The organism is Psychrobacter sp. H7-1 (assembly GCF_904846585.1).
Classification (GTDB): Bacteria; Pseudomonadota; Gammaproteobacteria; order Pseudomonadales; family Moraxellaceae; genus Psychrobacter; species Psychrobacter raelei.
The window spans coordinates 1-24,997 of sequence record NZ_CAJHBH010000044.1; the positions used below are offsets into that span (position 1 = coordinate 1).

Sequence of the window (24,997 nt, forward strand, 5' to 3'; positions counted from 1 at the left end):
TCAAGTCCTCGTTCATGATATCGCTTCAATGTACGTCTGGCAGTTTCAGGATGTATGCAGAGGTCTTTGGCAATATCTTTAGTGGCTTTGCCCATACTGTATTGGTATAAGATGAGCAGGCGTAGTCAGGCTCTGGGATTGCGCTCAGTCTTTGAGTGTTTGCCAAAGTCATGGTCTTCTAGGTTATGTATTGGTATGGTCATCAGTAGACTATACTATATATTTTGGGTTTGGTATTAAATTGCTTTGTTCTGTTATATATATGCAGCTAGGGTCTTAGCTTTTCAAGTCATCTCTATTTGTTTTTTAACAATGTCAAATTTTTTCGATGACCAAGGGGTAATTGGTGTTATATATAAGATTTAGCTGTGTTTTTTTCAATATTTTGACCAAAAAAAACCTGCGAACCCTTCATAAAAAAGGAACGCAGGTTTAGGGCATAGCACCCAATATTCGTCATTTTAACAATCATTTAGGTAATTTTTTACCCAAATCTGTTTGTCCAGCTGTTAAGGCATTTTACAATAAACCAGACCTTGCTCAACGCTAGTTTGGGCACCGGCCATCTGACACTCTTTGACCAAGTGCGAACGGCTGGCTTGCCACCCAGCATAGAAGCTGACGACACAAAGTAATAAAACAAAAATCTTTATTTTGCTGTTTTTGAGCAGTTCCGGTTTTTGGGGTACATCAGAGTGCAATTGAGAGTGTTGACGCTTAGAACTCAAGCTTACCTCCTTTTGCCACTGCCGCTTTATAGGCCGGACGACCTTGGCAACGCTTTAACCAGTTTAAAGTACTGGTATAACGCACCTCATCAAGGCCTGCGCCTGAGTTGGCCGCTTCAACAAAAAATGCCATCTGAATGTCCGCTGCCGTAAACTCGCTCCCTGCAAAAAACTGATTATTCGATAAGGTTTGTTCGACCAATTCTAGCGAATTATTAACATTTTTAGTAATCATAGAGGCTTCTACTTGCTTACGAATCCCTTTAGCGATGGGCTTAATTAGGGCCGGAGAGCGCTCCACTACTTTTGAAAATACCAAGCGCATGACCAAGGCTGGCATGGCAGACGCTTCGGCATAATGCATCCAAAAGTCATAGTCACGCCAAGCGGCATCATCGGTATCAGTTTTTGGATGCAGCTCATAATTGGTATCATATTTGGCCATGAGGTAATCTATGATGTGCCCAGATTCGATTAAAGCAGTGCTGTTATCAGGGTGCTTAGGATCCAATCCTTTTACTTCAAGAATCGGCGATTTGCCGACAGGATGGATACGCTCTAAGCTCTTAGGCGCTAAAAAAGATTTATTGCGCTCATAACTGGTCAGTTGATACGGCACACCCAGCTCTTCTAGAAGCCATAAAATACGAAACGAACGTGACTTTTGTAAGTGATGTAAATGTAAATCAGACATAAGCGATCCTTGATTATGAAATAAAAAATGCCGACAGATTATGCCGGCATTCTATACACTCTAAGCGGGTTGTCATAGCACTGTTTTGTTACTCAAGCTAACTACTCTAGAGTATCAGAGTGGTCCACAATGTCACTGTCTTTATCCGCGTCAAGTACGTCACCGGTCAATAAGCCATCTTCAATCATTGCTTCAACCAGCTCATCTTCTTCACCGGTATCTTCAACTCGTGCCATGGCCACTAAGGCTTCATCCTTAGATAAACGGATTAAGGTAACCCCTTGCGTGTTACGACCTGATGTTGCTACTTGAGCCACGGGGGTACGCACCAAAGTACCTTTGTTAGAGATTAAGATAATATCATCTTCTGGCTGAACCTTAGTGGCACGAACGAGTGCGCCGTTACGTTCACTGGTCTTGATGGCAATCACACCACCGCCGCCACGGTTTTGGGCATTAAACTCATCAACAGGGGTACGTTTACCATAGCCATTTTCACAAGCAATCAAAATCTCTTGCACATCCTCTTCGATGACTACCAGCGACTTGATAAACTCATCATTTGCAATACGCATACCGCGTACGCCTTTGGCAATACGTCCCATAACGCGGGCATCATTTTCATCAAAGCGGATGGCTTTACCACTTGAGGCAAACAGCATCACTTGTTGCTCGCCGTTGGTAATGCGTGCAGACACCAGCTTATCACCCTCTTCTAGGCCAATAGCAATCAGGCCGTTTGAGCGAATGTTGGCAAATTGTGACAATTCGACACGTTTAACGGTACCGTTCGCTGTGGCAAAGAACACAAAATGGCTGTCAATTTCTTCTGATAAATTCGGAATCGGTAAGATGGTGGTGACAATTTCATCTGGCTCAAGCCCAATAATATTGACTAAGGGGCGACCACGGGCACCGCGGCTGGCAATCGGCACTTCAAAGCCGCGTAAGCTAAACACTCGGCCGTTATCGGTAAAGCAAAGTACCGTGGCGTGCGTTGAGGTGACCACTAAGTGATCGATCACATCATCTTCTTTCATCGCTGTGGCAGATTTACCCTTACCACCACGTTTTTGTGCCACATAATCGCTAATAGGCTGAGTCTTAGCGTAGCCGGTACGAGATACGGTTAATACCACAGTTTGCTCTGGGATTAAATCTTCACGGCTAAAGTCGGTACGTGAGTCAACAATATCAGTACGTCGCTCATCACCGAAGTTCTCTAAAATCTCAAGCATTTCATTTTTGATAACCATCATCAGCTTATCAAAATCTGCCAAAATAGATTCAAGCTCAGCGATTTGACGCAATAAGTCTTGATACTCTTCGGTTAATTTATCTTGCTCAAGACCAGTTAGACGATGCAGCTGCATCTCTAAGATAGCATTGACCTGCTCAAGCGATAGACGGTAATTATTGCCTTGATCAATCAGGCCAAACGGATTTTTTAAATCCTCACCCTCAATGTATTCAGGGCGTACTGAGCGTAGGTCACCCGCCGCTAGCGTGCCACGGCCCGCTGCCTGTAGCATAGCGACAACTGTTCCTGAATCCCAAATCTGAGCCAATAGCTTCTCACGAGCTTCACCGCGGTTGGCCGACTCTTTGATAGTCGCGATGATGTCATCGATATTGGCCAGCGCTACGGTCAAACCTTCTAACAAATGACCACGGGCTTTGGCTTTATTTAATTCAAATATGGTGCGGCGGGTGACCACTTCTTGGCGGTGACGCACGAAAGCGGCAATCAGTTGACGCAAGGTCATAAGCTTTGGCTGGCCATTATCTAAGGCCACCATGTTAATGCTAAAGCTTGACTCAAGTGGGGTCTGCAAGAATAAGTTATTGACGATAACTTCGGCCACTTCACCGCGGCGCAGGTCAATGGCAATGCGCATACCATCTTTATCAGACTCATCACGAATCTCAGAGATACCCTCAATCTTTTTATCACGAACCAATTCTGCGATGCGCTCAATCAGTTTGGCTTTGTTAGACTGATAAGGAATTTCGGTAAATACAATGCGCTCACGATCACGGTTAACACCCGTATCGCTCATCGGCTCAATATGATAGCGACCACGAATGTGTAAGCGGCCTTTACCGGTACGGTATGCATCAACGATACCTGAGCGGCCATAGATAATGCCACCGGTAGGAAAGTCAGGTCCAGAGATGTAATTGGTCAGCTCTTCACTTGAGATATTGGGGTTGTCGGCATAGGCCAAGCAAGCATTTAATACTTCAGTTAAGTTGTGTGGCGCCATGTTGGTGGCCATACCAACCGCAATACCGGTTGCACCGTTAACCAATAGGTTCGGGATACGAGCAGGCAGAACGCTTGGCATACGCTCAGAGCCGTCGTAGTTGTCTTCCCAATCGACAGTATCTTTGTCCAAATCACCCAGCATTTGATGCGTCAGCTTGGTCATACGAACTTCGGTATAACGCATCGCTGCAGCAGGGTCATCATCGATAGAACCAAAGTTACCTTGACCGTCAACCATAGGATAGCGAAGACTAAAGTCCTGCGCCATACGCACAATGGCATCATACACTGCAGTATCACCATGAGGGTGATATTTACCGATTACGTCACCGACCACACGGGCCGATTTTTTATAGGGTTTATTGTAGTCGTTTGACAGCTGATGCATGGCGTACATGATACGGCGATGCACAGGTTTCAGCCCGTCTCTCACATCAGGTAATGCTCGAGACACAATAACGCTCATCGCATAATCAAGGTAGGATTGCTTCATCTCATCTACGATGGCAATGGGACTGACCGAATCACTCATACATACATCTCCATGTTAGCAGCTGATCTCATTTTTGGGCGTGATTTTTTAGCATGAAGTTTGGCTTGGTTTTTTAGCCCGGCAATCACGAATTTTATGAGGACAACTGCAAACTATTTTTTAAATTTTTATGCTAATAATTACCTGCTGTATTTTAGCATAAATTACGCTCAAGCGGGCGATTTGACTGACATTAACTCCAAAACCCTTGCCAAATTCAGTGATTTTCAGCCAGAAAAAAAACACCTTCTAAGCCTGCGTCAAAAAGCATAGGATATTTGTTGGTAAATTCTGCTAACTTGGTTACAATCTATGGTTTTTTAACCCCATTTTATCCCCTATTTTTGATAAAGGCTAAGTTGACATGAGTGCAGATAAAGACCGTAACTTTGATCCCATTACCGAGCATTTTGTCAAAAAAGTCTATGGCGGCTTAAAAGGGGAGATTCGTCTGGCAGTGCTCAAGCGCGACTTGGCTCAGACAGTCGAGCAGCTATCCGCTCAGTTAAAGCGGCCGTTAAAAATACTTGATGTGGGAGCTGGATTGGCTCAGTTGTCATTGCAGCTGGCCGCTCAAGGTCACATGGTTACGATCAATGACATCTCAGACAACATGCTCACTGAGGCCAAAAAAAGTGCTGAACAATTGGGCGTGTTGACTCAAGTAAACTGGTTAGTCTGCCCCTATCAACAGCTTGAGGACTTGCTTGGGGAGCACAACAAACAAAGCTATGACTTGATTTTGTGTCATGCGCTGCTTGAATGGTTGGCTGAGCCGCAACAGATTATGCCATTTTTTGCGCAGTGGCTTGCGCCCACCGGCGTACTGTCGCTGTGCTTTTATAACCCCGCAAGCTTCATATACCGCAATCTGATTATGGGCAATTTTAACTTGCTCAATAACCCCAATTTCAAATCAGACAACAAAAAAAGCCTGACGCCCAATAACCCCGTCAGCTATGAAGAAGCTGACGCTTGGCTAAAGGCGCAAGGCTTTATGATTGATAAAGTAAGCGGGCTGCGTGTGTTTCATGACTATGCGCCGCTAAAACGTGGTGGTCACACCAATCCTGAGGCTGTGATTGAGATGGAGTTGCGCTATTCAGATCAAACCCCTTATAAATGGCTGGGGCGTTACCTGCATGTTCAGGCCTCTTTTGATGCTTAACTGTCAGTATCTAGTTTGTGATTAACCAGTTTGCGATTAATGAATGAATTAATTAGTGTGTCAGCCATTAGATACGCTGCCACGTGGTCATGTCTTCTAAATTATCACCTTGGAACAATACCACATGCGCCATTAGCGGCCGAAACCCTATGTCTGCGCCCACGGGGTGATCATGGTGGCTTGAAACCAAAGACAGCACTTCCTCGCCATTATCCAAACGCAGACGATATAAGAAGTTGGCACCGCGAAACACCCGCTCTACTACCATGGCATGCTGAGGGCTATGATCATCATGTACTATGTCATCTGGGCGAATGAGCACTTTAATCTTGGTGCCATTAGGAAAGTCATACTCACACACCTCACCTTGGCTAAAATAAGTATCATAGTCAAAGCCTTTATGAGTGGCATGAATCGGCTCAGGATAGCGCTTAATATCCCCCAGTGCAGTCTTGATAACACCTTGTTCAATGACCCCATCAATCATGGCCCCCTCCCCGATAAACTCGGCGATAAATGGACTGCTGGGCTCATGATACAGCTCATCAGGGGTGGCCCACTGTGCAAGCTTACCGTTATGCATCACCCCAATTTTATCAGCAATAGCAAAGGCTTCATGCTGATCGTGGGTGACTAAGATGGCCGTGGTATGGGTGCGCTTTAGGATGTCTCGCACCTTGGCTGCTAATGACTCACGCAGCATCATATCTAGGTTTGAAAATGGCTCATCAAGTAATAACAGCTCAGGCTTAGGCGCCAAAGCGCGCGCTAAAGCAATGCGCTGCTGCTGACCACCTGAGAGCTGATTGATACGCTTGTTGGCGTGTTCAGTCAGTTCCACCAACTCTAGCATCTCTTGTATACGTGCCGCCTTATCTGCCTTGCTCCAGCGGTGTAAACCAAAGCCAATATTTTCACTGACTGTCAGATGGCTAAACAGTGCATAGTCTTGAAACACCATACCCATATCACGCTTAGCTGGCATAACCTGTACAGTAACCTTACCTTGATTAATATCAGTTAAGGTTTTGCCATTGAGCACCACCCTACCTTGATGCGGCTGCTCAAGACCAGCGATGGCACGCAAAGCCGTGGTCTTACCACAGCCACTAAACCCAAGCAAACAGCCGATGTCGCCTTGGTTCAAACGCATCGATAATGACTTTACCACCTTAGTATGACCAAAGCTGACACTGATATTATCAAGCACTAAATAATCTGCACTGTCCTCATGGCTCACATTTTCAAAAGAATGATTCACACTGCGATTGGGGCTGGTTTGCATAGTTATCCACCGTTTTGCTTAGGCTATTTATCTTAATAAGAAGGTTGTCACACTAACAAGTTACTTCTAAGACAGCTAACTTATTGATATTTGAAGAAATCAAGGCTTAGAGTCACCCAAGCTTTATGCAGCACTGCTAGGTTTTATCCGATTGACGAATTAACAAAATAACCGGAATCAATCCCACCAAGACGATGGTTAAGCTTGGCAATGCGGCCCGTTCATACATCCCCTCAGAGGTCATCTCAAAAACCCGCACTGCCAAGGTATCCCAGCCTTGGCGGCGTGTCATCAGCGTAATTGGCATCTCTTTGGTAACCTCAACAAACACCATAATCAGCGCAGTAAATACCCCAGGACTAATCACTGGTAAATATACCTGGCGCCAGCGTTGCAAGCGGTTGGTGGTCAATAGCTGTGCCGCCTGCTCTTGACTTGGCGTTAAGCGATTCAACTGGCGGTCTATCGGCTGAAAGCCTACCGTCATAAACCGGGTGGCCAAAGCGCATAGCATGACAATCACACTGCCACTGACCACTTGAGTGGTGGTAATGTGCTGGGCAATTAATAAATTATCTATCCAAGCAATGGGAATAAACACCCCCACTGCCAGTACCGTGCCTGGGACGGCATAGCCCAAGTTGGCCAAGGATACCAACAGCTGATTGCTGCGGCTTGGGTATTGACGCAGCATCCAAGCTATCAATAGCGCAACTAACGCAATGGCGATGGCCGTAGCGCCTGCTATCACCAAGGTATTTTTTACAAAGCCCCAATAGCGCTCATCTAGATCTATGTGATAGTTTTTTATCACCCAGACGATAAGCTGAGTCATCGGTAAGCCAAAAGCCAAAATAAAGATAAGCAGGCTAAAGCCAAAGGCCCATAGATTACGCAGTCCGGTAAGCTCTTCACGCTGACGATGGCCAGCGCTGGGTAAATAGCTGCGTTTTTTTTGCCAATAGCGCTCGATTATCAAAATTAAAAACACAGTAATGATAAGCAAGGCGGCCAGCTGGGCAGCTGTGGTTAAGCTAAAGAAGCCAAACCAAGCTTTGTAAATGGCTGTAGTAAAGGTATCTAGATTAAATACTGAGACCGCACCAAAGTCTGCCAAAGTCTCCATCCACGTCAGCAGCAAACCACCCACAATCCAAGGCATGGCCTGTGGTAGTGCCACTTTAAAAAAGGCCTGTCTGCGGGTAAGTCCCAGCATTTGTCCGGCCTCTAATGCACGCTGGCCTTGGGATAAAAAGGCTTGCCGCGCCAGCAGATACACGTAAGGATAAAATACCAGTGATAAGATAATTCCGGCGCCCCAGACACTACGAATTTGTGCCCCAAGTGCGCCCGTTATATTCAGCTCTCTTAAAGTGGTCTGTAGCACGCCGCTATAATCAAAGAGCCCAACACTAACAAAGGCCAGCACATAAGCAGGAATAGCAAAGGGTAGCATTAAAGCCCAAACAAAAAACTTCTGTCCGGTAAAGCGATACATGCTGGTCAGCCACGCCAAATAAGTACCTAAACTACCCGCAATCAACGTGACAAGTAATAAGATTAAGGCGGTGTTTTTGAGTACTTGTGGCAGTACATAATCTGCCAAATGCTTCCAGATATCAGCCATGGGCTCAAGCCAAGAGCGCATAACAATAAAGACAGGTATCAACATAAATAGCGAAACCAATACTAAGATTGATTTCGCTATTAAGGACCCTTTAGAGATAGTTGCTTTCATAAAACCCTATTGCCAAGCCCTAGGACAAGCGGTGAACACTGCCCTTTGACTTTAGCACTGATTTTGGTTTTCTCTCTAGCGCAGTGTCACAATCTTGCTACTATTTTAATGTCAATAATAGGTTATTCGTATCCTGCACGATCCATTAATTGAACCGCTTCAGCTTGACGCTGGCCAAAGATGCTCACATTGATGTCGTCTTGCTTGAAGCTGCCCCATGAGCGCAACATGTCTGACTCATCAATCCCTTCTTTTACTGGGAATTCTTTATCACTGCTGGCGTATTTGCCTTGGGCGGTATCTGATGATAACCACTCAATCAGCTTACGAGCGCCCTCTACGTTATCAGAGGATTTGATAATACCTGCACCCGATACGTTCACATGTGTACCAGTTGCTTCAGCGCCTTCCCCTTGGTTGGCCCAAAATAGTTTTACAGGGAAGCTTGGGTTTTCATCCAAGATACGGCCATAGTAGTAGCTATTTGCAATACCAACTTCACATTGACCGGCGGCAATGGCTTCTAACAGCTTGGTATCATTACTAAACACAGGGGCGGCTAAGTTTGCCACCCAGCCTTTCACAATTTCTTCGGTCTTTTGAGCGCCTAAATGCTCAATCATGCTGGCGACTAAAGACTGGTTATATACTTTTTTGGAGGTGCGAAGGCACAATTTGCCTTTCCATTTTGGATCAGCAAGATCTGCATAAGTAGATAAGTCGCTTGGGTTTACTTTGGCTGGATCATAAAAAATAGTACGTGCACGCAGGGAGAGACCAGTCCATAAGTCATCTACTGAATGGTATTTTGCAGGGACATTGCTGTTCACAACTTCAGAGTTTAGAGGCTGTAGTAGGCCTTGCTGCGCAGCTTGCCATAAGTTACCGGCATCTACAGTCAATAGCATATCGGCGGGGGTATTGGTGCTTTCTGCTTGCAAACGCGCCATAAGTGGGCCGCTGTCATCAGTCACAAGCTCTACGGGAATACCCGTTTCTTTAGTAAACTCATCTAATAAAGGCTGGATAAGCTGCTCATTGCGTGAGGAGTAAATGGTTACAGTTTTGGCGTCAGCAGTGGGTGCCACTTCTGCGCTGTTTTCGGTTTCAGTAGTTTGAGTTTGATCTGCAGGCTTATTACATCCAGTTAATGCCAATGCACCAATCACAGCTGCACTCAGTAATGAGTATTTTGTTACTCCTGAATGTGCTACTGCTGTTACTTGTCTATCTGTACCCATTTTGGCCTCTTTAGAGAATTGATTTTTAGTTTGGTCTAAACTGTGTTTGTTACAATCCTGTAATTAAACACAGATTGGCATCTTAATACAAATAGTAACAATTATCAATAACTAACCAATCTCATTTAAAACCTTATCCCATTGAGCCGCTTTACTCTACATTTTGCATCACTATAGGCGGCGTAGTACCCCCTGCTGCCTCAGATTGGGCAGCCTGTGTACGCTGTAAGGCAGCCTGTTTAGAAGCCTGGGTTAAATCGTTTTGTACCGCTGCTTCGGCCTCGCTATTGTCTTTGGTGCTAGCAGCAGCGCCGGCTTTATCTTCAAGCACCGGCTCAGGCTCCATTTTAAGTGGCTCAATTTTGCTGTGATTGGCAATAATGTCCGGCAACGCCGTGAGGTCTGGTTCAAACTCAGTCCACTCAGGACGCAGCGCCTGCATATTTATACTGTCATCCTTGATATCCACCACAGGAAAGGCACTGGTATAAAAAGCCAATAATGCTTGCCCGCGGTCACTGACCAACCACTCCATAAATCTCAATGCCTGACCCACCTCTTCACCCTCATCAATCATACCGATACTAATGGTATTAGTCAGGGTGCCGCGGTTAATTTGATTGGCCCACATTAAGCGAATGGGTGTGTCGGGATGGGTTTTGGCATGGTGCCAGAACACATCGCTGTCGACAATACCCACATCACAGCGGCCTTGCTCTATATTTTTTAAGATGTCCTCATTACTGGCTGAGGGGCGGCCCATATTGGTTTGCCAATTGGCCAAAATCTCTGGGGTCAGCTTCGTGCCCCGATACGACATCATCATTTTAGCAATCGCTTGGTTTTCTGGGCTATAAATATCGGTCATGCACAAGCGGCCGTACCATTTTTTTGCGGCAAGTCCAGCGTAGTTAATGAGCTCAGGCTCGTTCACCTTATTGCGGTTATACACCAAGGTTCTTGCATATTTGGCCACCCCAAACCAATGGCCTTGGGGGTCTTTATATTGCGCCGGCACTCGGGTGGTGAGCTTCTCTGATCCCACCGGTTGCAGCACATGACTGGCATTGGCATCGGCTAAGCTATAAGCGCTGTGCATCATTAGCATATCCACCCCTTTGGGCAGCTGCACATCGAAGTGTAACGGCGGCTCTTCATCAAAATGTATGGTGAATACTTGCCGATCCACAGGCACCCACTCGATACTAATGCCCGTCTCTTGTTTATAAGCATCGCTCAGCGGCTTGAGCATGGCTATATCAAGATCGGTACCTACCTGAAAGCGCTCTTGGCTCATCAGTGGCTGCTCTTTTTTATCTTGAGCAGTATCTGTGTCTGAGCGGCTTGAGCACCCTACTAGCCCAGTTAAGCTGACCGCAGCTACCATCAGCGCCAAGGTTGCTTTGGCAAAAATAGGAAGGCTGGCACGAACAGGGTTTAACATGGCTAAGACCTATGATTTTTTGGACAGTGGGGTGAAAATTTAAAACAAGGTTAAAATACTTAACCTGTAATAGGCCTAGCAGCTTACCTGTTTATCTATTAAAAATATATGTGCGACAACGGCTTTAGAAGTAGCGGCCACATAACGCATTGACCGCTGCCTCAGTACGCAAGATGCGATCGCCTAAGTTTACGCTATGACAGCCATTATTGTGCAGCAGCTCAATTTCATATTCAATCCAGCCACCTTCTGCACCTATGCACAAAATTTGTGGCAAGCCATTGCGGTCACTCCAGTCGCTAAAGCTTGTCGCCGCATAAGGATGGGCCACCACTGCCTGCTGCGCTTGTGCCCAAAGGCTCAGCTCGTCTTCGACAAAGGGTTTAAAGCGTTTTTTTAGATAAATATTGGGTGGCACCGTGTCCATCCCTTGCTGCAGTCCCTCGTGAACAAACTCATCTAGGCGAGTTAACATCGGGCTTTGCCAGTAACTTTTATCGGTGCGATAGCTGTTTACCAGCACAATATCTCGCACACCAATAGCCGTCATATCCATAATCAGGCGGCGCAAGACTTTGGGCCGAGGTAGCGCCAGTATGACAGTCAAATCCAGCTTGGCCGGCGGCGCAGTCGTTAACACCATATCAGTCAATATTATCTGCTCAGAGCGCATCTCGCTAATGACAGCTGTCCCTATATTTCCGTGCTTTTGCCCCACCTTTAAGTGATCACCAACACCCAGCTGTAGCACTTGGTGTATGTGCTGAATTTGAGCCGGATCACAAAGTACAGTCTGAGCGCTAGATGGCTCCGCTTGATCTAATAAAATTAGGTTCATAGCTCGCCACTGTCCATATCGCTGCTATCGCTGCGGGTACGTACTTTAAAGTAATCAAGGTCCAGCGGCTCTTGTTTAGGATCTGGCTTAGCAGATAAGGCAATTTGCTTTTTAATCAATAAGCTCTCTATCATAGCTAGCTGCTTTTGCATGGCATCGCTTTTTTTGGCCACCAGCTGCGCGCCTAGTTTGCCGGCCCGCTGTGCTTGCTCAGGATAGGCTAGCCACTGAAGCACAGCTTGCAGCAGCGTCGATTGCGGCGCCGGTGTTTGCCCCCCATCGCTGCCTTTAGTCGCTGATTGTTTATTACTGCGCTTTTGGGCATGGCCTTCAGCGGCGTCTACCACCACTAGGGCGCCAGCTGCGCTCAACTCACTCACCAATTCATGACACGACTGGGTATAAGGCCCCATGATGATAGGCTTAGCCAGACTGGCCGCTTCAATCGGATTATGACCACCGATATTGACCAAAGAGCCACCAACCAAGGCCACATCAGACAGCTCATAACAGTCACCCAGCTCCCCCATGGTATCAGCCAAATACACTTGAGTATCGGCATCAATCAGTTGCTGCTCACTGCGCCTGCGGTAGTTAAGTCCAGTCTGTTCAATCAGCTCAGCCACGGCATCAAAGCGCTCAGGATGGCGCGGCACTAAGATAAGTAAAGCGTTCGCCATATGCGGCTGAGTCAATAGCTGCTTATGGGCATTAAGCACGGCAGTCTCCTCGCCATCATGCGTACTGCCGGCTACCCAAATCGGCCGCTGTAGAGCCTGAGTATTTGCGGCAAATTCACTGCGCAGTTGATCTAGCGGTTTTGGCTGCATGGAGCCGGTCGACCATTTTAAGGAGTTGGCACGGCGGATTTTAACAACGTCAGTGCCCAGATAACGAAAGCGCTTAGCGGAGTCGGCATCTTGCGCGATAATCATAGTTAAATTGTGGACCATGCCCTTACTAACGGCAGCATGTTTGGCATAGTTGTCATAAGATTTTTGGGATAAGCGGGCATTGACTAAGACTGACGGTATATTAGATTGCTTAAGAACCGCTAAAATATTGGCCCACAGCTCAGTCTCAACGAACATGGCCAAATCTGGCTTGGCATTATCCACAAACTTTTGGATCACAGCCTTGTCATCTACTGGCACAAAAGTGTGCACCACTTGACCGGCAGCTATTGCTTCAGCAAACAAGGCCTCAGTGCGGGCAAATCCAGTCTGTGTGGTATTGGTAATCCATAGCCTTGCGCCTTGTTTGAGCATCTGCTTGAGCATAGGCGCAATGGTATTGGTCTCACCCAGTGACACGGCATGACACCAAATCAGAGTGTTATAAAAGGCCGAAGTGCGCTCACTGACCTCTGTGGCAGTGGCCAAACGCGGCGGCAGCGGGTAGCGGCGGCCATATCGAGCATCAATCTCGCTTTTGTAATCAGCCACAGGTAAACCTGTCTTATTGGCTTTATTATGCCGACGCCACAGTGCTATCCTATACAGCGGCTTTAACAGCTTTATCACTAAAGTATAATACCAAGGCGGCGATAAGGCCTGGCCATTTTGGCCAGTAGTTGCGTTTAAGGCGGAGGGTGGTTCAGAGGAGGTTGTGGCATTTTTGTCTGGCATGATCGACCCAATATCACCTTATAAAAAGAAATAAAACCAATGGCGGAAAAAATAGGCGTTATTTTACCCCATTTAAAATGTTTAAAATAGCGATTGCTATCAATAATATATCTACAATAACGGGCTAAACAAACGTATGCCCGAATCAAATAAACGCTTATAAGTCGGCCGGCTCTCCCAGTGTGCCAGATCCAGCATCTCACACTGGGTCAAATACGCCTGCTGGCAGCGCACCACTTGTGCCACAATACTTGGGGTATAAAGCGCTAAGCTAATCTCCATATTCAGATAAAAGCTGCGCATGTCCATATTGACGGTGCCAAATAAGCAGTAGTCATCATCAATCACCACCGTCTTTGCATGCAACAAACCGCCATTAAATAAGGCAATATTAACCCCAGCCTCCATCAAAATAGAGTACGACGCTTGTGAGGCATGCTGCACAAAAAACGAGTCGACCTTTTTGGGTAAAATTAAGGTCACCTCCACGCCTCGTTTTGCCGCGGTAGTTAATGCCGCTAACAGCGCCTCATCAGGGACAAAATAGGGGGTGGTAATTTGAATGCGTCGATCTGCGCGGTGAAACACAGTCAATAAGGTGTTATAAATCACATGCTCTGTAATGCGCGGCGCTGAAGGAATGAGCTGCGCCATGACATTATCTATTGCTGGCAAGTTGGCAATTTGCTGCATATAGCCTGCCAGCTTCTGCGGCAACCTCTCGTCTGCCCCCTCCTGTACTTTTTGATCAGAGGCCTTAAAGTCATGACCATATTCATCACTTAAGTTAAAAGAGGCGATTTGCCGCGATAGATAACCCGATGCCTTATCATTTATATCATTAATGGCCGGCTTGGGACGATACAGTTTGCGTGTATAAATATTAATATTGTTATCAATGCGCAAGCCAAGCTCTTTTAAATTAGTTAGGCTCTCAGCACCAATATCAGTCACATTCACTGCGGCCAAAGCGGTCACCACACTTACCGGTTTCTCACTTTCAATGCGCATAATTAAGTCAATCCACTGACCTACCGCCTTGTCTTGTTTAAAAAACTCAGGATCAACCAAGTTGAAGCTACCGGTATAGCCAATATCATCATCTATAACCACAATCTTGCGGTGATTGCGTAGGTCCGTACGTTTAAATAAGGTCTTAAATAACCCCACTGGCAGCGACTGATGGATGGTCACACCTGCTTGCGTTAGCCGCTTATGCCAGTCATCAGTAAAGAAGCTAAAACTGCCCACACTATCTGCTAATATCTGACACTCCACGCCTCTTTGTGCTGCGGCAATTAAAGCCTCAAAGACCTCTTGGACCCGGCCTTTGGGATAAATGATATAAAACTCCATCAAAATTAAGGTGGTGGCATGATTAATATCAGAAATTAGCGACTCAAACGTGGCCTGTGCTGAGGTCAGTAGCTGCATCTTGTGCTTATCATACACCCCAAATCCAGTATCAAAAGTACCAATACGACTGACTCCTTGATAGCGCTGCGGCAAGGTATCATCGACTTTGGCCAACTGAATCGCTTCACGTTTGGCGACAGCCTTTAGCATTTTTTGGGCTTGTGAGTTACGTGATTTATAGCTTTTGCCCAAATAGGGTTCACCCACCAAGACATAAGCAATAATACTCAAAAAAGGGATGGCAAATAACAATACCAACCACGCAATGGCAATCCCATTATTGCGCTGAGTAGATAAGATACGCACGATCATAAACACCGTTAGGGTGATATGAATAGAGACCCCAAGCCAAGCCCAGTCGCCCGCCGACACGGTCTGTAGCCACACAGATGCCGCCTCAAGCTCTTCGCTTAAAGCCGGATACGTGGAAGTCGATGTCGCAGGGACAAAAATAAAGCGAGTCATGGTCGAGTGTCTAAAAAATTAATGCCATTAAAAGAAGATGTACTGCGCTGATCTATAAACGCCTAACTATTCAAGATTAAAGTGAGATAGATTACTCGTTTGTGGTTAACAATGCCAACACTGCTTTTTCATCAAGCGATTGATATTTTTTGCTACGGCCACGCCGCCCCTGCTTATAAGCGTCCATAAAGCTGTCTTGTAAAAAGCGCTCAATAATTTTGGGATGAATATAAGAGGGGCGCGAGACACTTGGCGTATTGCCCAAATTACGCGCCACCTCTTTAACCATATCAACCACCAATTGCTGACGCAGCTTACTGTCAGGCTCACTTGCCAGCACCTCATCATCGGCATACTCATATAGATAAGCGGCCGCCAGCACCGTCGCCATCCAAGTGCGGAAGTCTTTAGCGCTATACTCATAACCAGTATGGGTGCGCAGATACTCATTGATATCACCGCTCTCGACCACCTGCTTCTCACCAGCTTCATCGATATATTTAAAAATACGATAGCCTGGTAAATCAGAACACGCCTGAACAATGTCAACTAAACGCTCATCTTGTAGCTCAATATGATGCGCTTTAGAGCTTTTTCCGACAAAGTCAAAAGCAAGCCCCTCCTCAGTCTCAGTGACATGACGGCTGCGCAAAGTGCTCAGACCATAGCTGTTGTTTTGCTTAGCATAGCGGTCATTGCCGATACGAATTAAGGTGGTTTCAAGTAGTTTTACTACCGCCGCCAATACGTTAGCACGGCTAAGCGCTGGCGCCGCAAGATCTTGCTCAACTTGTGCGCGCAGCTTAGGCAGCACGTTACCAAATCCCATTACCGCATCAAACTTGGCCATATCGCGTATCTGATTCCACTGCTCGTGATATAAATACTGCTTACGACCTTTCTCGTCACGGCCTGTACATTGCAGGTGCCCATCCTCATACTCACAAATCCACACCTCAGACCACATGGGCGGGATGGCCAAAGCATCAAAACGGCTGCGTAGTGATGGGTCTTTTACCGTATTGCCCAGCGCATCTTTATAAGTAAAGCCTTTGCCCCAGCGTTTGCGAGTGAAGCCAGGCTGCTCATCACTGACATAACGTAACGCCGCCTGCTTGGCCAGCGCTTCATAATCATGACGCAAGTCAGAGTCTGGCTGCTTGTGTTTTGGTTGAGTGGCCTGTTTCACTGTATCAGCTTTTGGCGGTTACAAGGACGGCGTAGCGGACATATACAACTCCTGTCAGATTATAAAGCTATAAGTTATAAGTTATAAAAAGCGACTACCATTTTAAATAGCACAAGCCGCTTAAAACAGTAGCTGGCGGCAGTGAATCTGTTACTTGGTGTAAGTGAACCCCTTAACACACAAAAAAAGCCGCCTTCGGTTAAGAAGACAGCTTATTATCGACACTGGGCTAATTTTAGACGCTCATTATCATCGCCTATTAGGTCATACGAATGGCACCATCAAGACGAATTACCTCACCGTTAAGGTAGGCATTTTCAATAATATGAGCGACCAAATTGGCGTACTCTGCAGGCATGCCCAAACGTTTGGGATAAGGTACGCTTGCTTTAAGCTGCTCTTGCGCCTTTTCTGGTAAACCTGCCATCATGGGGGTTTCAAAAATACCTGGTGCAATGGTCATCACACGAATACCATGGCGAGTCAGCTCACGTGCCAAAGGCAGGGTCAAGCCCACTACCCCAGATTTTGAGGAGGCATAGCTGGCTTGTCCCACTTGGCCATCAAAGGCGGCGATAGATGCGGTATTGATAATAATACCTTGATCTTCATTGTTAGGACCGCCGCTGGCCGCCACACGTTTGGCAATACTTGCTGCCACTAAGCGCGCCACATTAAAGCTACCGATCAAATTGACCTGAACCCCTTTGTTAAACTGCTCAAGGTCAGCTGGGTTGTTATCACGATCAAGCAGCTTTTGAACGATCGCGATACCAGCACAGTTGATACTGCCAGCTAGCCCGCCAAACTCTTTTTCGGCAGTCTGTACGGCATGCTCCACATCTTCACTTTTTGTAATATCACAGGCCACAAAGCGCACACTGTCACCAAGCTCGCTAACCAGTGCCTCACCGGCTTGTGCATTTAGATCTGCAACAACCACTTTGGCACCGCGTTGTACCAATTCACGTGTGGTGGCCGCACCCAATCCTGAAGCGCCGCCGGTTACGATAAAAGCTTGTGATGCAATCTTCATTTAAAATCCTTTTTTATGGTTAAATTATGAGTTATTACTCGAACAAACAGTCAAACAACTTTAGCATTTATTTAAACAGGTTTAGTCATATTTATCAATTTGATTGACGCAATAAAAAACGCTGTATTTTGCCACTGGGTGTTTTCGGCAATGCCGTCACAAACTCCACATAACGCGGATAAGCATGAGCTGACAGCCGCTTTTGTACCAAAGACTTTATTTGATTGACCAAATCTTCTGAGCCATCAATGCCCTCTTTTAACACCACATAAGATTTGATGACATGGCCACGCATCTCATCCGGAACTCCCACAGCAGCCGATTCTGCCACAGCTTCGTGCTCCATCACACAGTTTTCCACATCGGTGGGCCCAATGCGGTAGCCTGCGGTAATGATAATATCATCATCACGACCGGCAAACCAGAACGTGCCATCTTGATGACGCTCAACCACATCACCAGTCAAATAATAGTCATCGAAAAAGGCCTGTTTTTCATTCCAGCTGTAGCCATTAAAATAAAAGGCTGGCGACTGACTAACCACCACTGCCAATTGCCCTTGCACCCCATCTTCTACCGGTTGCATATCGGCATCTAATACCACCAGTTTATGTCCTGGTAGTGGCATTCCCATGCTGCCTGTGGGCGCCTCATGCTGCAACGCATGATGCATGCAGCAGGTCATACCCGTCTCAGTCTGACCATATTGATCGCAGACCTTGCAGCCTAGGTTTTCGCTCACCCAGCCCACCACTTCGGTATTGAGTGTCTCACCTGCTGAATTGGCCACACGTAACGACAATTGGTCCGCCACACCTTCAAAGACCCCACTGGATTTCATCATTCTAAATGCAGTTGGCGAGGAAGCTATGTTGCTAATTTTATGTCGGACTAGGAAATCAAGGGTGTTCTGGGCATCAAAACCCATCTCATTAAAGTAAGTGGTAATGCCCATCAATAACGGACCGGTAATGGCATAATACAAGCCATAAGCCCAGCCAGGATCGGCCATGTTCCAGTAGTGATCTGTTTGTTGCAGGTCAATGGCATAGCGCATGTACAGATAAAAAGTGGGCAAAGCGGCCAAAGGCACACTAACGCCTTTTGACTTGCCCACAGTACCTGAGGTAAACATTTGTAAAAATGGCGCATCGGGGGTCAGTAGTACCGGCTCACACACCTCAGAATACTGCTCGGCTTTGGCAAAGATATCATCGCTGTAACCACTAGCATCCGCGGCGGCTTGCGCTTCAACCAAAACCATCGTAGGCAAGTTTTCAATCTCATCAAATTTTGAGCGGTTGTCCAAATTGGTAAATACCACCTTGGTGTCCGCTTTATCGAGTCGATAAGCGATAGACTCCACCCCAAAGGCGGTGAATAGAGGCTGATAAATTGCCCCGACACGCCAGGTGGCCAACACCACAATAAGCAGCTCTGGGGTGCGCGGTAGCATGGTCGCTACTCTATCACCAGCTTTGACGCCATAGGCTTTGAGCAAGTTGGCCACTTGGGCGCTTCTTTGATCTAGCTCATTGAAGCTAAGCTGAGTAATTTTTTGCTTAGTATCTTCATGTACCAAGGCCACTTTATCACCTAAGCCATTACGCACATGCCTGCCGCAGCATGCCAAATAAGCATTCAGCGCGTCCTCAGGATGATCTTGGAATATTTGTTTTAGTAGGTCTTGTTGGTCAAACTGCTGATAAAACTCAGCGTAACTGATAGAGTTCAGTGATGTGGGGGTAGTAAGTGACATGTCGCTATTCCTTTAGCATCTTCTAGCATGCCCTATATTGGGCGCTGGGGGATAAGAGTTAAGTTAACATCCTATTAACCTGTCTATTATTAACCGATTTGCCTTTTTATTTCAATACAAAATGTATCATTAATACAAAGCAGTGAATATACCTGATACATACCAAACAAAAAAGCAGCAAACTTAGGTCTGCTGCTTTGCTATTTTTATCTTTTTTTATCTTTAGTTACCGCGGCTTCTTATTTGCCATAAGTACACAGATAAGCACTCTCAACCACAACTTTTACCTGAAACTTCTGATTGGCATCAATGGTAAAGCTTTGACCGGCATCATAAGTCACAAACTCATCTGAGCCTGGCAGCTTCACGGTTAATGCACCGCTGACGACTGTCATGGTTTCAAACTCGCTGGTACCAAACTCATACTCACCGATTTCCATCACGCCGACAGTGGCAGGCTTGGTCTCGGTTTGAAAAGCAATGGAGGTGACTTTGTTGTCAAAATACTGATTAACGCTTGGCATAGATTATCCTTAGATTTAAAAATTGAAGAGCAATGACACCAAAGTGTTATAGCAGGATTTACAGGGTCTTGGCAATACCCATCGATGATACACGCACTTAGATGGCACTTTAAGATGCACGTCTGACGCTGGGGTAACCTGTCATACCAAGCTTGTGCGCGCTTTGCACTCATCACTTACTCGCCGTCAGTCAGCCTCTTTACTCATCGGTTAAAAACCCACCGGTTTGACGCTCCCACAGACTGGCATAAACACCCTGTTTTGCAAGCAGCTCTTGGTGCGTGCCCTGCTCGATAATGCGCCCTTGATCCATCACTACCAGTCTATCCATCGATGCAATAGTCGATAGTCTATGGGCAATGGCAATCACTGTTTTATTTTGCATCAGATTATCCAAGCTCTCTTGAATCGCCGCCTCCACCTCACTATCAAGTGCTGAGGTTGCTTCATCCAGAATTAAAATCGGCGCATCTTTTAATAGCACACGGGCAATGGCGATACGCTGACGTTGACCACCTGATAATTTCACCCCGCGCTCACCCACTTGCGCATCCAGCCCCGTATTGCCTTTTAAATCTACCAATGAATCAATAAACTCATCGGCATTGGCTTGTTTAATAGCGTGCTGTAGCTCTTCCTCTGTGGCATCAGGCTTACCATAGATGATGTTTTCACGTACGGTGCGGTGCAATAGCGAGGTATCTTGCGTCACCATCGCAATGTGCTCGCGCAAGCTTTCTTGCGCCACTTTGCTGATATCCTGCCCGTCGATACAAATGCTACCGCCTTGCACATCATAAAACCGCAGTAGCAAATTCACCAAGGTTGACTTGCCCGCACCCGAGCGACCGACCAGACCAATACGCTCACCTGGCTTGATATGCAAATCCAAATCTTTGAATATGCTTAACTCTTTATCGGCCTCACTGTCGCCATCATTAATACCTGCTCTGTGATAGCTAAATCGGACGTTATTAAAATCAACTTGTGCGCCTTGTACCGCTAACGGCTGAGCATCTGCTTTATCGGTTAGGGTCAAGGGTTTGGTGAGTAAACTCATACCATCACGCACTGTCCCTAAGCTTTCAAACAAGTCAGTCAGCTCAAACATCACCCAGCGTGACATGCCTAAAAGTCTTAGTGCCATCGAGACCGCAACCGCAATCGCACCAAGGCCAACCAAGTCATGCAGCCACAGATAGATACTGAGCGCACTGGTCGCAAAGATAAGGATATAGTTCAAAATTGTCATGGTTATCATCAAGGTTGATAACGTGCCCATTTGCTTATACACCGTCTGCAAATAGGTATCCATACTGTCGCGCGCGTATTCTGCTTCGCTGTCGGTATGGGCAAACAGCTTGACCGTATTAATATTGGTATAGGCATCCACAATACGGCCAGTCATGGTCGAGCGGGCATCAGACTGCGCTTGCGAGTACTGACGCACTTTAGGATTAAAATAAAATTGCAGCGCGGTATAAATACCCAGCCACACCAGCATAGGTACCAAAAACCAGGTATTTAGGTTGGTTAATACGTATAGCATACTGCCGAAATAAACCAGTACATAAACCATCACCGAGACTGAAATCAAGGTCACTTCACGCACCGCCATACTGCTTTGCATCACCTTGGTCGCCGCCCGCCCTGCAAACTCATCTTGGAAGAACGACATGCCTTGATTGAGCAAGTAGCGGTGCGAGCGCCAGCGCACACTCGTTGGCAGGTTACCATTTAAAGTACGGCTTCTAAGCGAGGTGCGCAAATAGTTAATGAGTGGCATGGCTATGAGTAGCAAGGCTGAATAACCCAATAAGGTTGGCATCTCGCTTTGCAAAAAGGTCGCTTTGTCATGCTCACTGAGCAAATCAACCAATTGCCCCATAAAGGCATAAATGGCAATTTCACTCATTGCCGACAGTGCCTCTAATACACCTAATGCAAGAAATACCCAGCCATACCCCTGATTATGATAACGAATAAAGCCCCACAAGGTATTTGGCGGGGTTTGATTATCAATTTTGGGAAATGGATTGACGAGTTTTTCGAAAAATAGGCTCATGAGACTCCTTAGTTGGCGCCGATTTTAGTCGTATAAATAAGCGGTAATTAACATTGACCTGCTATTAATGGCGGTTATTTTAATAAATTTAAAGGCTTAGCATGTATGCGGTTTGATTGGCGCAATGTGAAGTTTTGTTTACCAATAAAAATGCCCATCCAGTTAGGATGAGCATTTGTGGAATCTAGTACATTGAAATAAATCCAGTACTTTGAAATAGTAGCAATCAACCCCTTTATATTTCTGACAGCCAATCCTTTTGACGCAGAATTTTCTTGGTCTCACGGCGTTTTTTCTTACGTACTGCTTCGATGTTGTCTTTTTCATGCACGCCGCCTTTTTTAAGTAGCGGGTTAAACGCAATATGATTACGAGGTTTGGTTGCATCTTTTAGAGCGCTGAGGTTTACCGTATTATCAGAGCTACTATCACTCTTTTTGGATTGATTTTCTAGCTGTTTAGCCAGCTTTAATGTTTGTTTTAAGCTCATAGTTTTGTCCTAATTTTTCTAGTTTTTTATTTGGCTGATTGTTTAATTGGTTATTTGGTTTTTTAATTGATGACATTTTTATTCTCCTTAATATGTTGAGCGACCTATTTTGCTTACTTTTGCTGACTAACTTAAAAAAAGCCTTTAACCCCTCCTAACTTCCTTTTTGTAAAGAGAGGGACTGCCTGCTCCTTTTTATAGAGGGTTATTTGCTACTATTTTATTCTGCTACGAGGAAATCGAGTGCTGATGTACGCTGAGTACTTCAAGCGAGATTGACAACGTAGCAGGATGAAATAGTCCAAATAACTATCCCTTCACACACAGCACCTGTTTTAAAGTATGCACCACCTCAACCAAATCTTTTTGGTTATCCATTACCTCATCGATGTCTTTGTCCGCACCCGGGATTTCATCGAGTACGCTTTTGTCTTTTTTGCACTCGACGCCTGCAGTTTGTGCTTTGAGCTCCTCAACGCTAAAGGTTTTAGATGCTTTGGTTCGGCTCATCTTACGCCCTGCCCCATGTGAGCATGAGCAAAACGACTCTTCATTGCCAAGACCTCGCACAATAAACGACTTAGCACCCATAGAACCTGGAATAATACCCAGCTCACCCTCGTAAGCACTGATAGCGCCTTTGCGAGTGACATAGACGTTTTCGCCAAAATGCGTCTCTTGTTCCACATAGTTGTGGTGACAGTTGATGGCTTCTTTGGTCAGGGTAAAGGGCGGTAATCCTGCCTGCTTCGACTGCATCGCATTTAACACCAAGCGCATCATCTCTTTACGGTTTTGCACCGCATAATCCTGTGCCCACTGCACCGCTTCGACATAATCATCAAAGCTGCTTGAACCTTCAGCAAAATAGGACAAATCTTTGCCAGGCACATGACCAAAGCGTGATTGATGCTCTTTTTTGGCCAAATTAATAAAGTAGCGGCCGATACAGTTACCAATACCACGGCTACCCGAGTGCAACATCACCCACACATCGTTGTTTTCATCAAGACATATCTCGATAAAGTGGTTACCGCCACCAAGCGTACCCAGCTGTTTGGCCCAAGTACGCTCAAAACCTTTGAGCATTTTAAGCAATCCCGGGTGCTTATCGGTAATCGGCTTTAATCGCTTGCCGAGCGGATCAAGGGTTGAGGCTTTGGCTGTGATTTGATTGTGCATATTAAAGCCAACCGGCACTTGCTTCTCAATCGCTGAGCGCACCGCTCTTAGACTGTCTGGCAAATCACTGGCTGTTAGCGAGGTACGCACCGCATTCATACCACAGCCGATATCCACCCCAACTGCTGCAGGGATAATGGCGGATTTGGTCGGAATCACGCTGCCCACCGTTGCGCCTTTGCCCACGTGTACATCTGGCATCACTGCGATGTGCGAATGCACAAATTCTAGCTGCGCCATATTACGTAATTGCTGTATCGCCTCTTGTGCGATATCTTGGATATATACCTTAACGGGTACACCCTTTTTACTGTTTTCATTCAAAATTAGCTGTATGCCCATTTTGTTATTACCTTTATTTTTAGTCGAATAAGCGGTTTAGAACCATAGACTTGTTCAACCAAACTTATTCGTTTTGAATATGTTTTTTGTATTAAGCGTTATCGCGACTGGGTATTATTTGTTCGCTTGCTGTACGGTAGTTCCAGAGGCTTCACAAAATACACCCAGTCGCCTCTAAATATTAAATACTGTGCTTTGCGTCACGTAAGTCACAATATAGAGGGGGAGACTGTGCTAAATGACAGACGCAAAAAGCCCATTAACCTAAGGTCAATGAGTTAAGACAATGCAAATTGGATGTGACCAGTGATTGGTCTAGAGAAATGATCGAGGTAGGATAAGCTTAGCTCAAGCTAACAACAACCTTACCGAGGTCATCACTCATTGTGTTTTGCGTCATCTGTAACACAGTTTTTTGCAACAAATACATACTGATTCCTCCGTAGGTTGTGGCCAAATACACACGTGTGTCATGGCTTGGGTTGATAAAGTGAGTGGTATTATACGGGACAATCAAGTTAACCGCAAATTACTGATGAGCTGAGCTTAAAAGTTTGTACTAAAATGCTATTTTAAATATGGTATAAGTTAAGCTAATAGCAACAATGGTTTGAATAAGATAGTCTTAGTGTACTTAGCGAAGATTTAAGTCCCTAGTGAGGACTTGAACTTTAGGCTGTAGGCTAATGGTATAAATCTTTTAACCTACTGAGATAGCCACAGTGTACTTCATGGTGTACTTACCATACGTATTCTGTTCGTGATTGGTGCGATATACATGCATCGAACTTGGGCTTATTTGAACATGAAAAAGCCTATACAATAATTATCTAAATAGGTGTAATGGACATTATTCATGCTGGCGTAGTGTCTAACGCTATATACTGTCTATATTTGCAAGGAATCAAAGCCATGAATCAAAAAACTGCCCTTTTTGTCATGATAAACACACCAAGAAGAATGG

19 protein-coding genes are annotated in these 24,997 nt (G+C 45.8%); 1 reads left to right on the plus strand and 18 read right to left on the minus strand.

Going from position 1 to position 24,997, the window contains the following annotated elements; genetic code table 11:
* The 4 genes from JMX92_RS13780 to gyrA form a co-directional block, all read right to left on the minus strand.
* A partial coding sequence (locus JMX92_RS13780) for a helix-turn-helix domain-containing protein (protein WP_227675359.1) occupies positions 1 to 119 on the minus strand: 119 nt, incomplete at its 3' end.
* A gap of 390 nt (positions 120 to 509) precedes the next feature.
* Positions 510 to 728: a hypothetical protein gene (locus JMX92_RS11140; protein ID WP_011960148.1), complete on the minus strand. Its 219-nt coding sequence runs from the start codon at positions 726 to 728 to the stop codon at positions 510 to 512.
* A complete protein-coding gene (locus JMX92_RS11145; protein WP_201545639.1) occupies positions 718 to 1,422 on the minus strand; it encodes a glutathione S-transferase in 705 nt (234 codons plus the stop codon). Before JMX92_RS11145 ends, JMX92_RS11140 begins: the two co-directional genes overlap by 11 nt.
* A 101-nt stretch (positions 1,423 to 1,523) precedes the next feature.
* Positions 1,524 to 4,223 (minus strand): DNA gyrase subunit A, encoded by a 2,700-nt coding sequence (gene gyrA / locus JMX92_RS11150; protein WP_201545641.1) that lies wholly within the window; start codon positions 4,221 to 4,223, stop codon positions 1,524 to 1,526.
* A 364-nt stretch (positions 4,224 to 4,587) separates the two neighbouring features.
* Here gyrA and JMX92_RS11155 point away from each other — a divergent pair, with 364 nt between their 5' ends.
* Positions 4,588 to 5,391 carry a methyltransferase domain-containing protein gene (locus tag JMX92_RS11155; protein ID WP_110816382.1) on the plus strand — a complete coding sequence of 268 codons (804 nt, stop codon included), beginning with the start codon at positions 4,588 to 4,590 and terminating at the stop codon, positions 5,389 to 5,391.
* A 67-nt stretch (positions 5,392 to 5,458) separates the two neighbouring features.
* Here the strand turns inward: JMX92_RS11155 and JMX92_RS11160 are convergent, their stop codons facing one another.
* From JMX92_RS11160 to JMX92_RS11225, 14 genes are all read right to left on the minus strand, one after another.
* Positions 5,459 to 6,676 carry an ABC transporter ATP-binding protein gene (locus tag JMX92_RS11160; RefSeq protein ID WP_201545643.1) on the minus strand — a complete coding sequence of 406 codons (1,218 nt, stop codon included), beginning with the start codon at positions 6,674 to 6,676 and terminating at the stop codon, positions 5,459 to 5,461.
* Positions 6,677 to 6,812: 136 nt separating this feature from the next.
* Positions 6,813 to 8,414 (minus strand): ABC transporter permease, encoded by a 1,602-nt coding sequence (locus JMX92_RS11165; protein WP_201545645.1) that lies wholly within the window; start codon positions 8,412 to 8,414, stop codon positions 6,813 to 6,815.
* A 122-nt stretch (positions 8,415 to 8,536) separates the two neighbouring features.
* Complete coding sequence (locus JMX92_RS11170; protein ID WP_193564698.1) at positions 8,537 to 9,655, minus strand: extracellular solute-binding protein; 1,119 nt, start codon at positions 9,653 to 9,655, stop codon at positions 8,537 to 8,539.
* A 151-nt stretch (positions 9,656 to 9,806) separates the two neighbouring features.
* A complete protein-coding gene (locus tag JMX92_RS11175; protein WP_110816381.1) occupies positions 9,807 to 11,099 on the minus strand; it encodes an ABC transporter substrate-binding protein in 1,293 nt (430 codons plus the stop codon).
* Positions 11,100 to 11,223: 124 nt separating this feature from the next.
* A complete protein-coding gene (locus JMX92_RS11180; RefSeq protein ID WP_201545647.1) occupies positions 11,224 to 11,937 on the minus strand; it encodes a 16S rRNA (uracil(1498)-N(3))-methyltransferase in 714 nt (237 codons plus the stop codon).
* Positions 11,934 to 13,565: a 3-deoxy-D-manno-octulosonic acid transferase gene (locus JMX92_RS11185; protein WP_201545649.1), complete on the minus strand. Its 1,632-nt coding sequence runs from the start codon at positions 13,563 to 13,565 to the stop codon at positions 11,934 to 11,936. Before JMX92_RS11185 ends, JMX92_RS11180 begins: the two co-directional genes overlap by 4 nt.
* A 111-nt stretch (positions 13,566 to 13,676) precedes the next feature.
* Positions 13,677 to 15,446 carry a cardiolipin synthase gene (locus tag JMX92_RS11190; protein WP_201545651.1) on the minus strand — a complete coding sequence of 590 codons (1,770 nt, stop codon included), beginning with the start codon at positions 15,444 to 15,446 and terminating at the stop codon, positions 13,677 to 13,679.
* A 91-nt stretch (positions 15,447 to 15,537) separates the two neighbouring features.
* Complete coding sequence (locus JMX92_RS11195; RefSeq protein WP_201545653.1) at positions 15,538 to 16,635, minus strand: DNA topoisomerase IB; 1,098 nt, start codon at positions 16,633 to 16,635, stop codon at positions 15,538 to 15,540.
* A gap of 259 nt (positions 16,636 to 16,894) precedes the next feature.
* A complete protein-coding gene (locus tag JMX92_RS11200; protein ID WP_201545656.1) occupies positions 16,895 to 17,671 on the minus strand; it encodes an SDR family NAD(P)-dependent oxidoreductase in 777 nt (258 codons plus the stop codon).
* Between the two features lie 94 nt (positions 17,672 to 17,765).
* Positions 17,766 to 19,430, minus strand: coding sequence for an AMP-binding protein (locus JMX92_RS11205; protein ID WP_201545659.1), 1,665 nt, complete (start codon positions 19,428 to 19,430; stop codon positions 17,766 to 17,768).
* A gap of 239 nt (positions 19,431 to 19,669) precedes the next feature.
* Complete coding sequence (locus tag JMX92_RS11210) at positions 19,670 to 19,954, minus strand: pyrimidine/purine nucleoside phosphorylase (protein ID WP_201545662.1); 285 nt, start codon at positions 19,952 to 19,954, stop codon at positions 19,670 to 19,672.
* Between the two features lie 199 nt (positions 19,955 to 20,153).
* Positions 20,154 to 22,019, minus strand: coding sequence for an ABC transporter ATP-binding protein (locus JMX92_RS11215; protein ID WP_201545665.1), 1,866 nt, complete (start codon positions 22,017 to 22,019; stop codon positions 20,154 to 20,156).
* A gap of 235 nt (positions 22,020 to 22,254) precedes the next feature.
* Complete coding sequence (locus tag JMX92_RS11220; RefSeq protein ID WP_201545668.1) at positions 22,255 to 22,509, minus strand: hypothetical protein; 255 nt, start codon at positions 22,507 to 22,509, stop codon at positions 22,255 to 22,257.
* Positions 22,510 to 22,818: 309 nt separating this feature from the next.
* Positions 22,819 to 24,033 carry an RtcB family protein gene (locus JMX92_RS11225; protein WP_201545671.1) on the minus strand — a complete coding sequence of 405 codons (1,215 nt, stop codon included), beginning with the start codon at positions 24,031 to 24,033 and terminating at the stop codon, positions 22,819 to 22,821.
* Positions 24,034 to 24,997 lie beyond the last annotated feature (964 nt).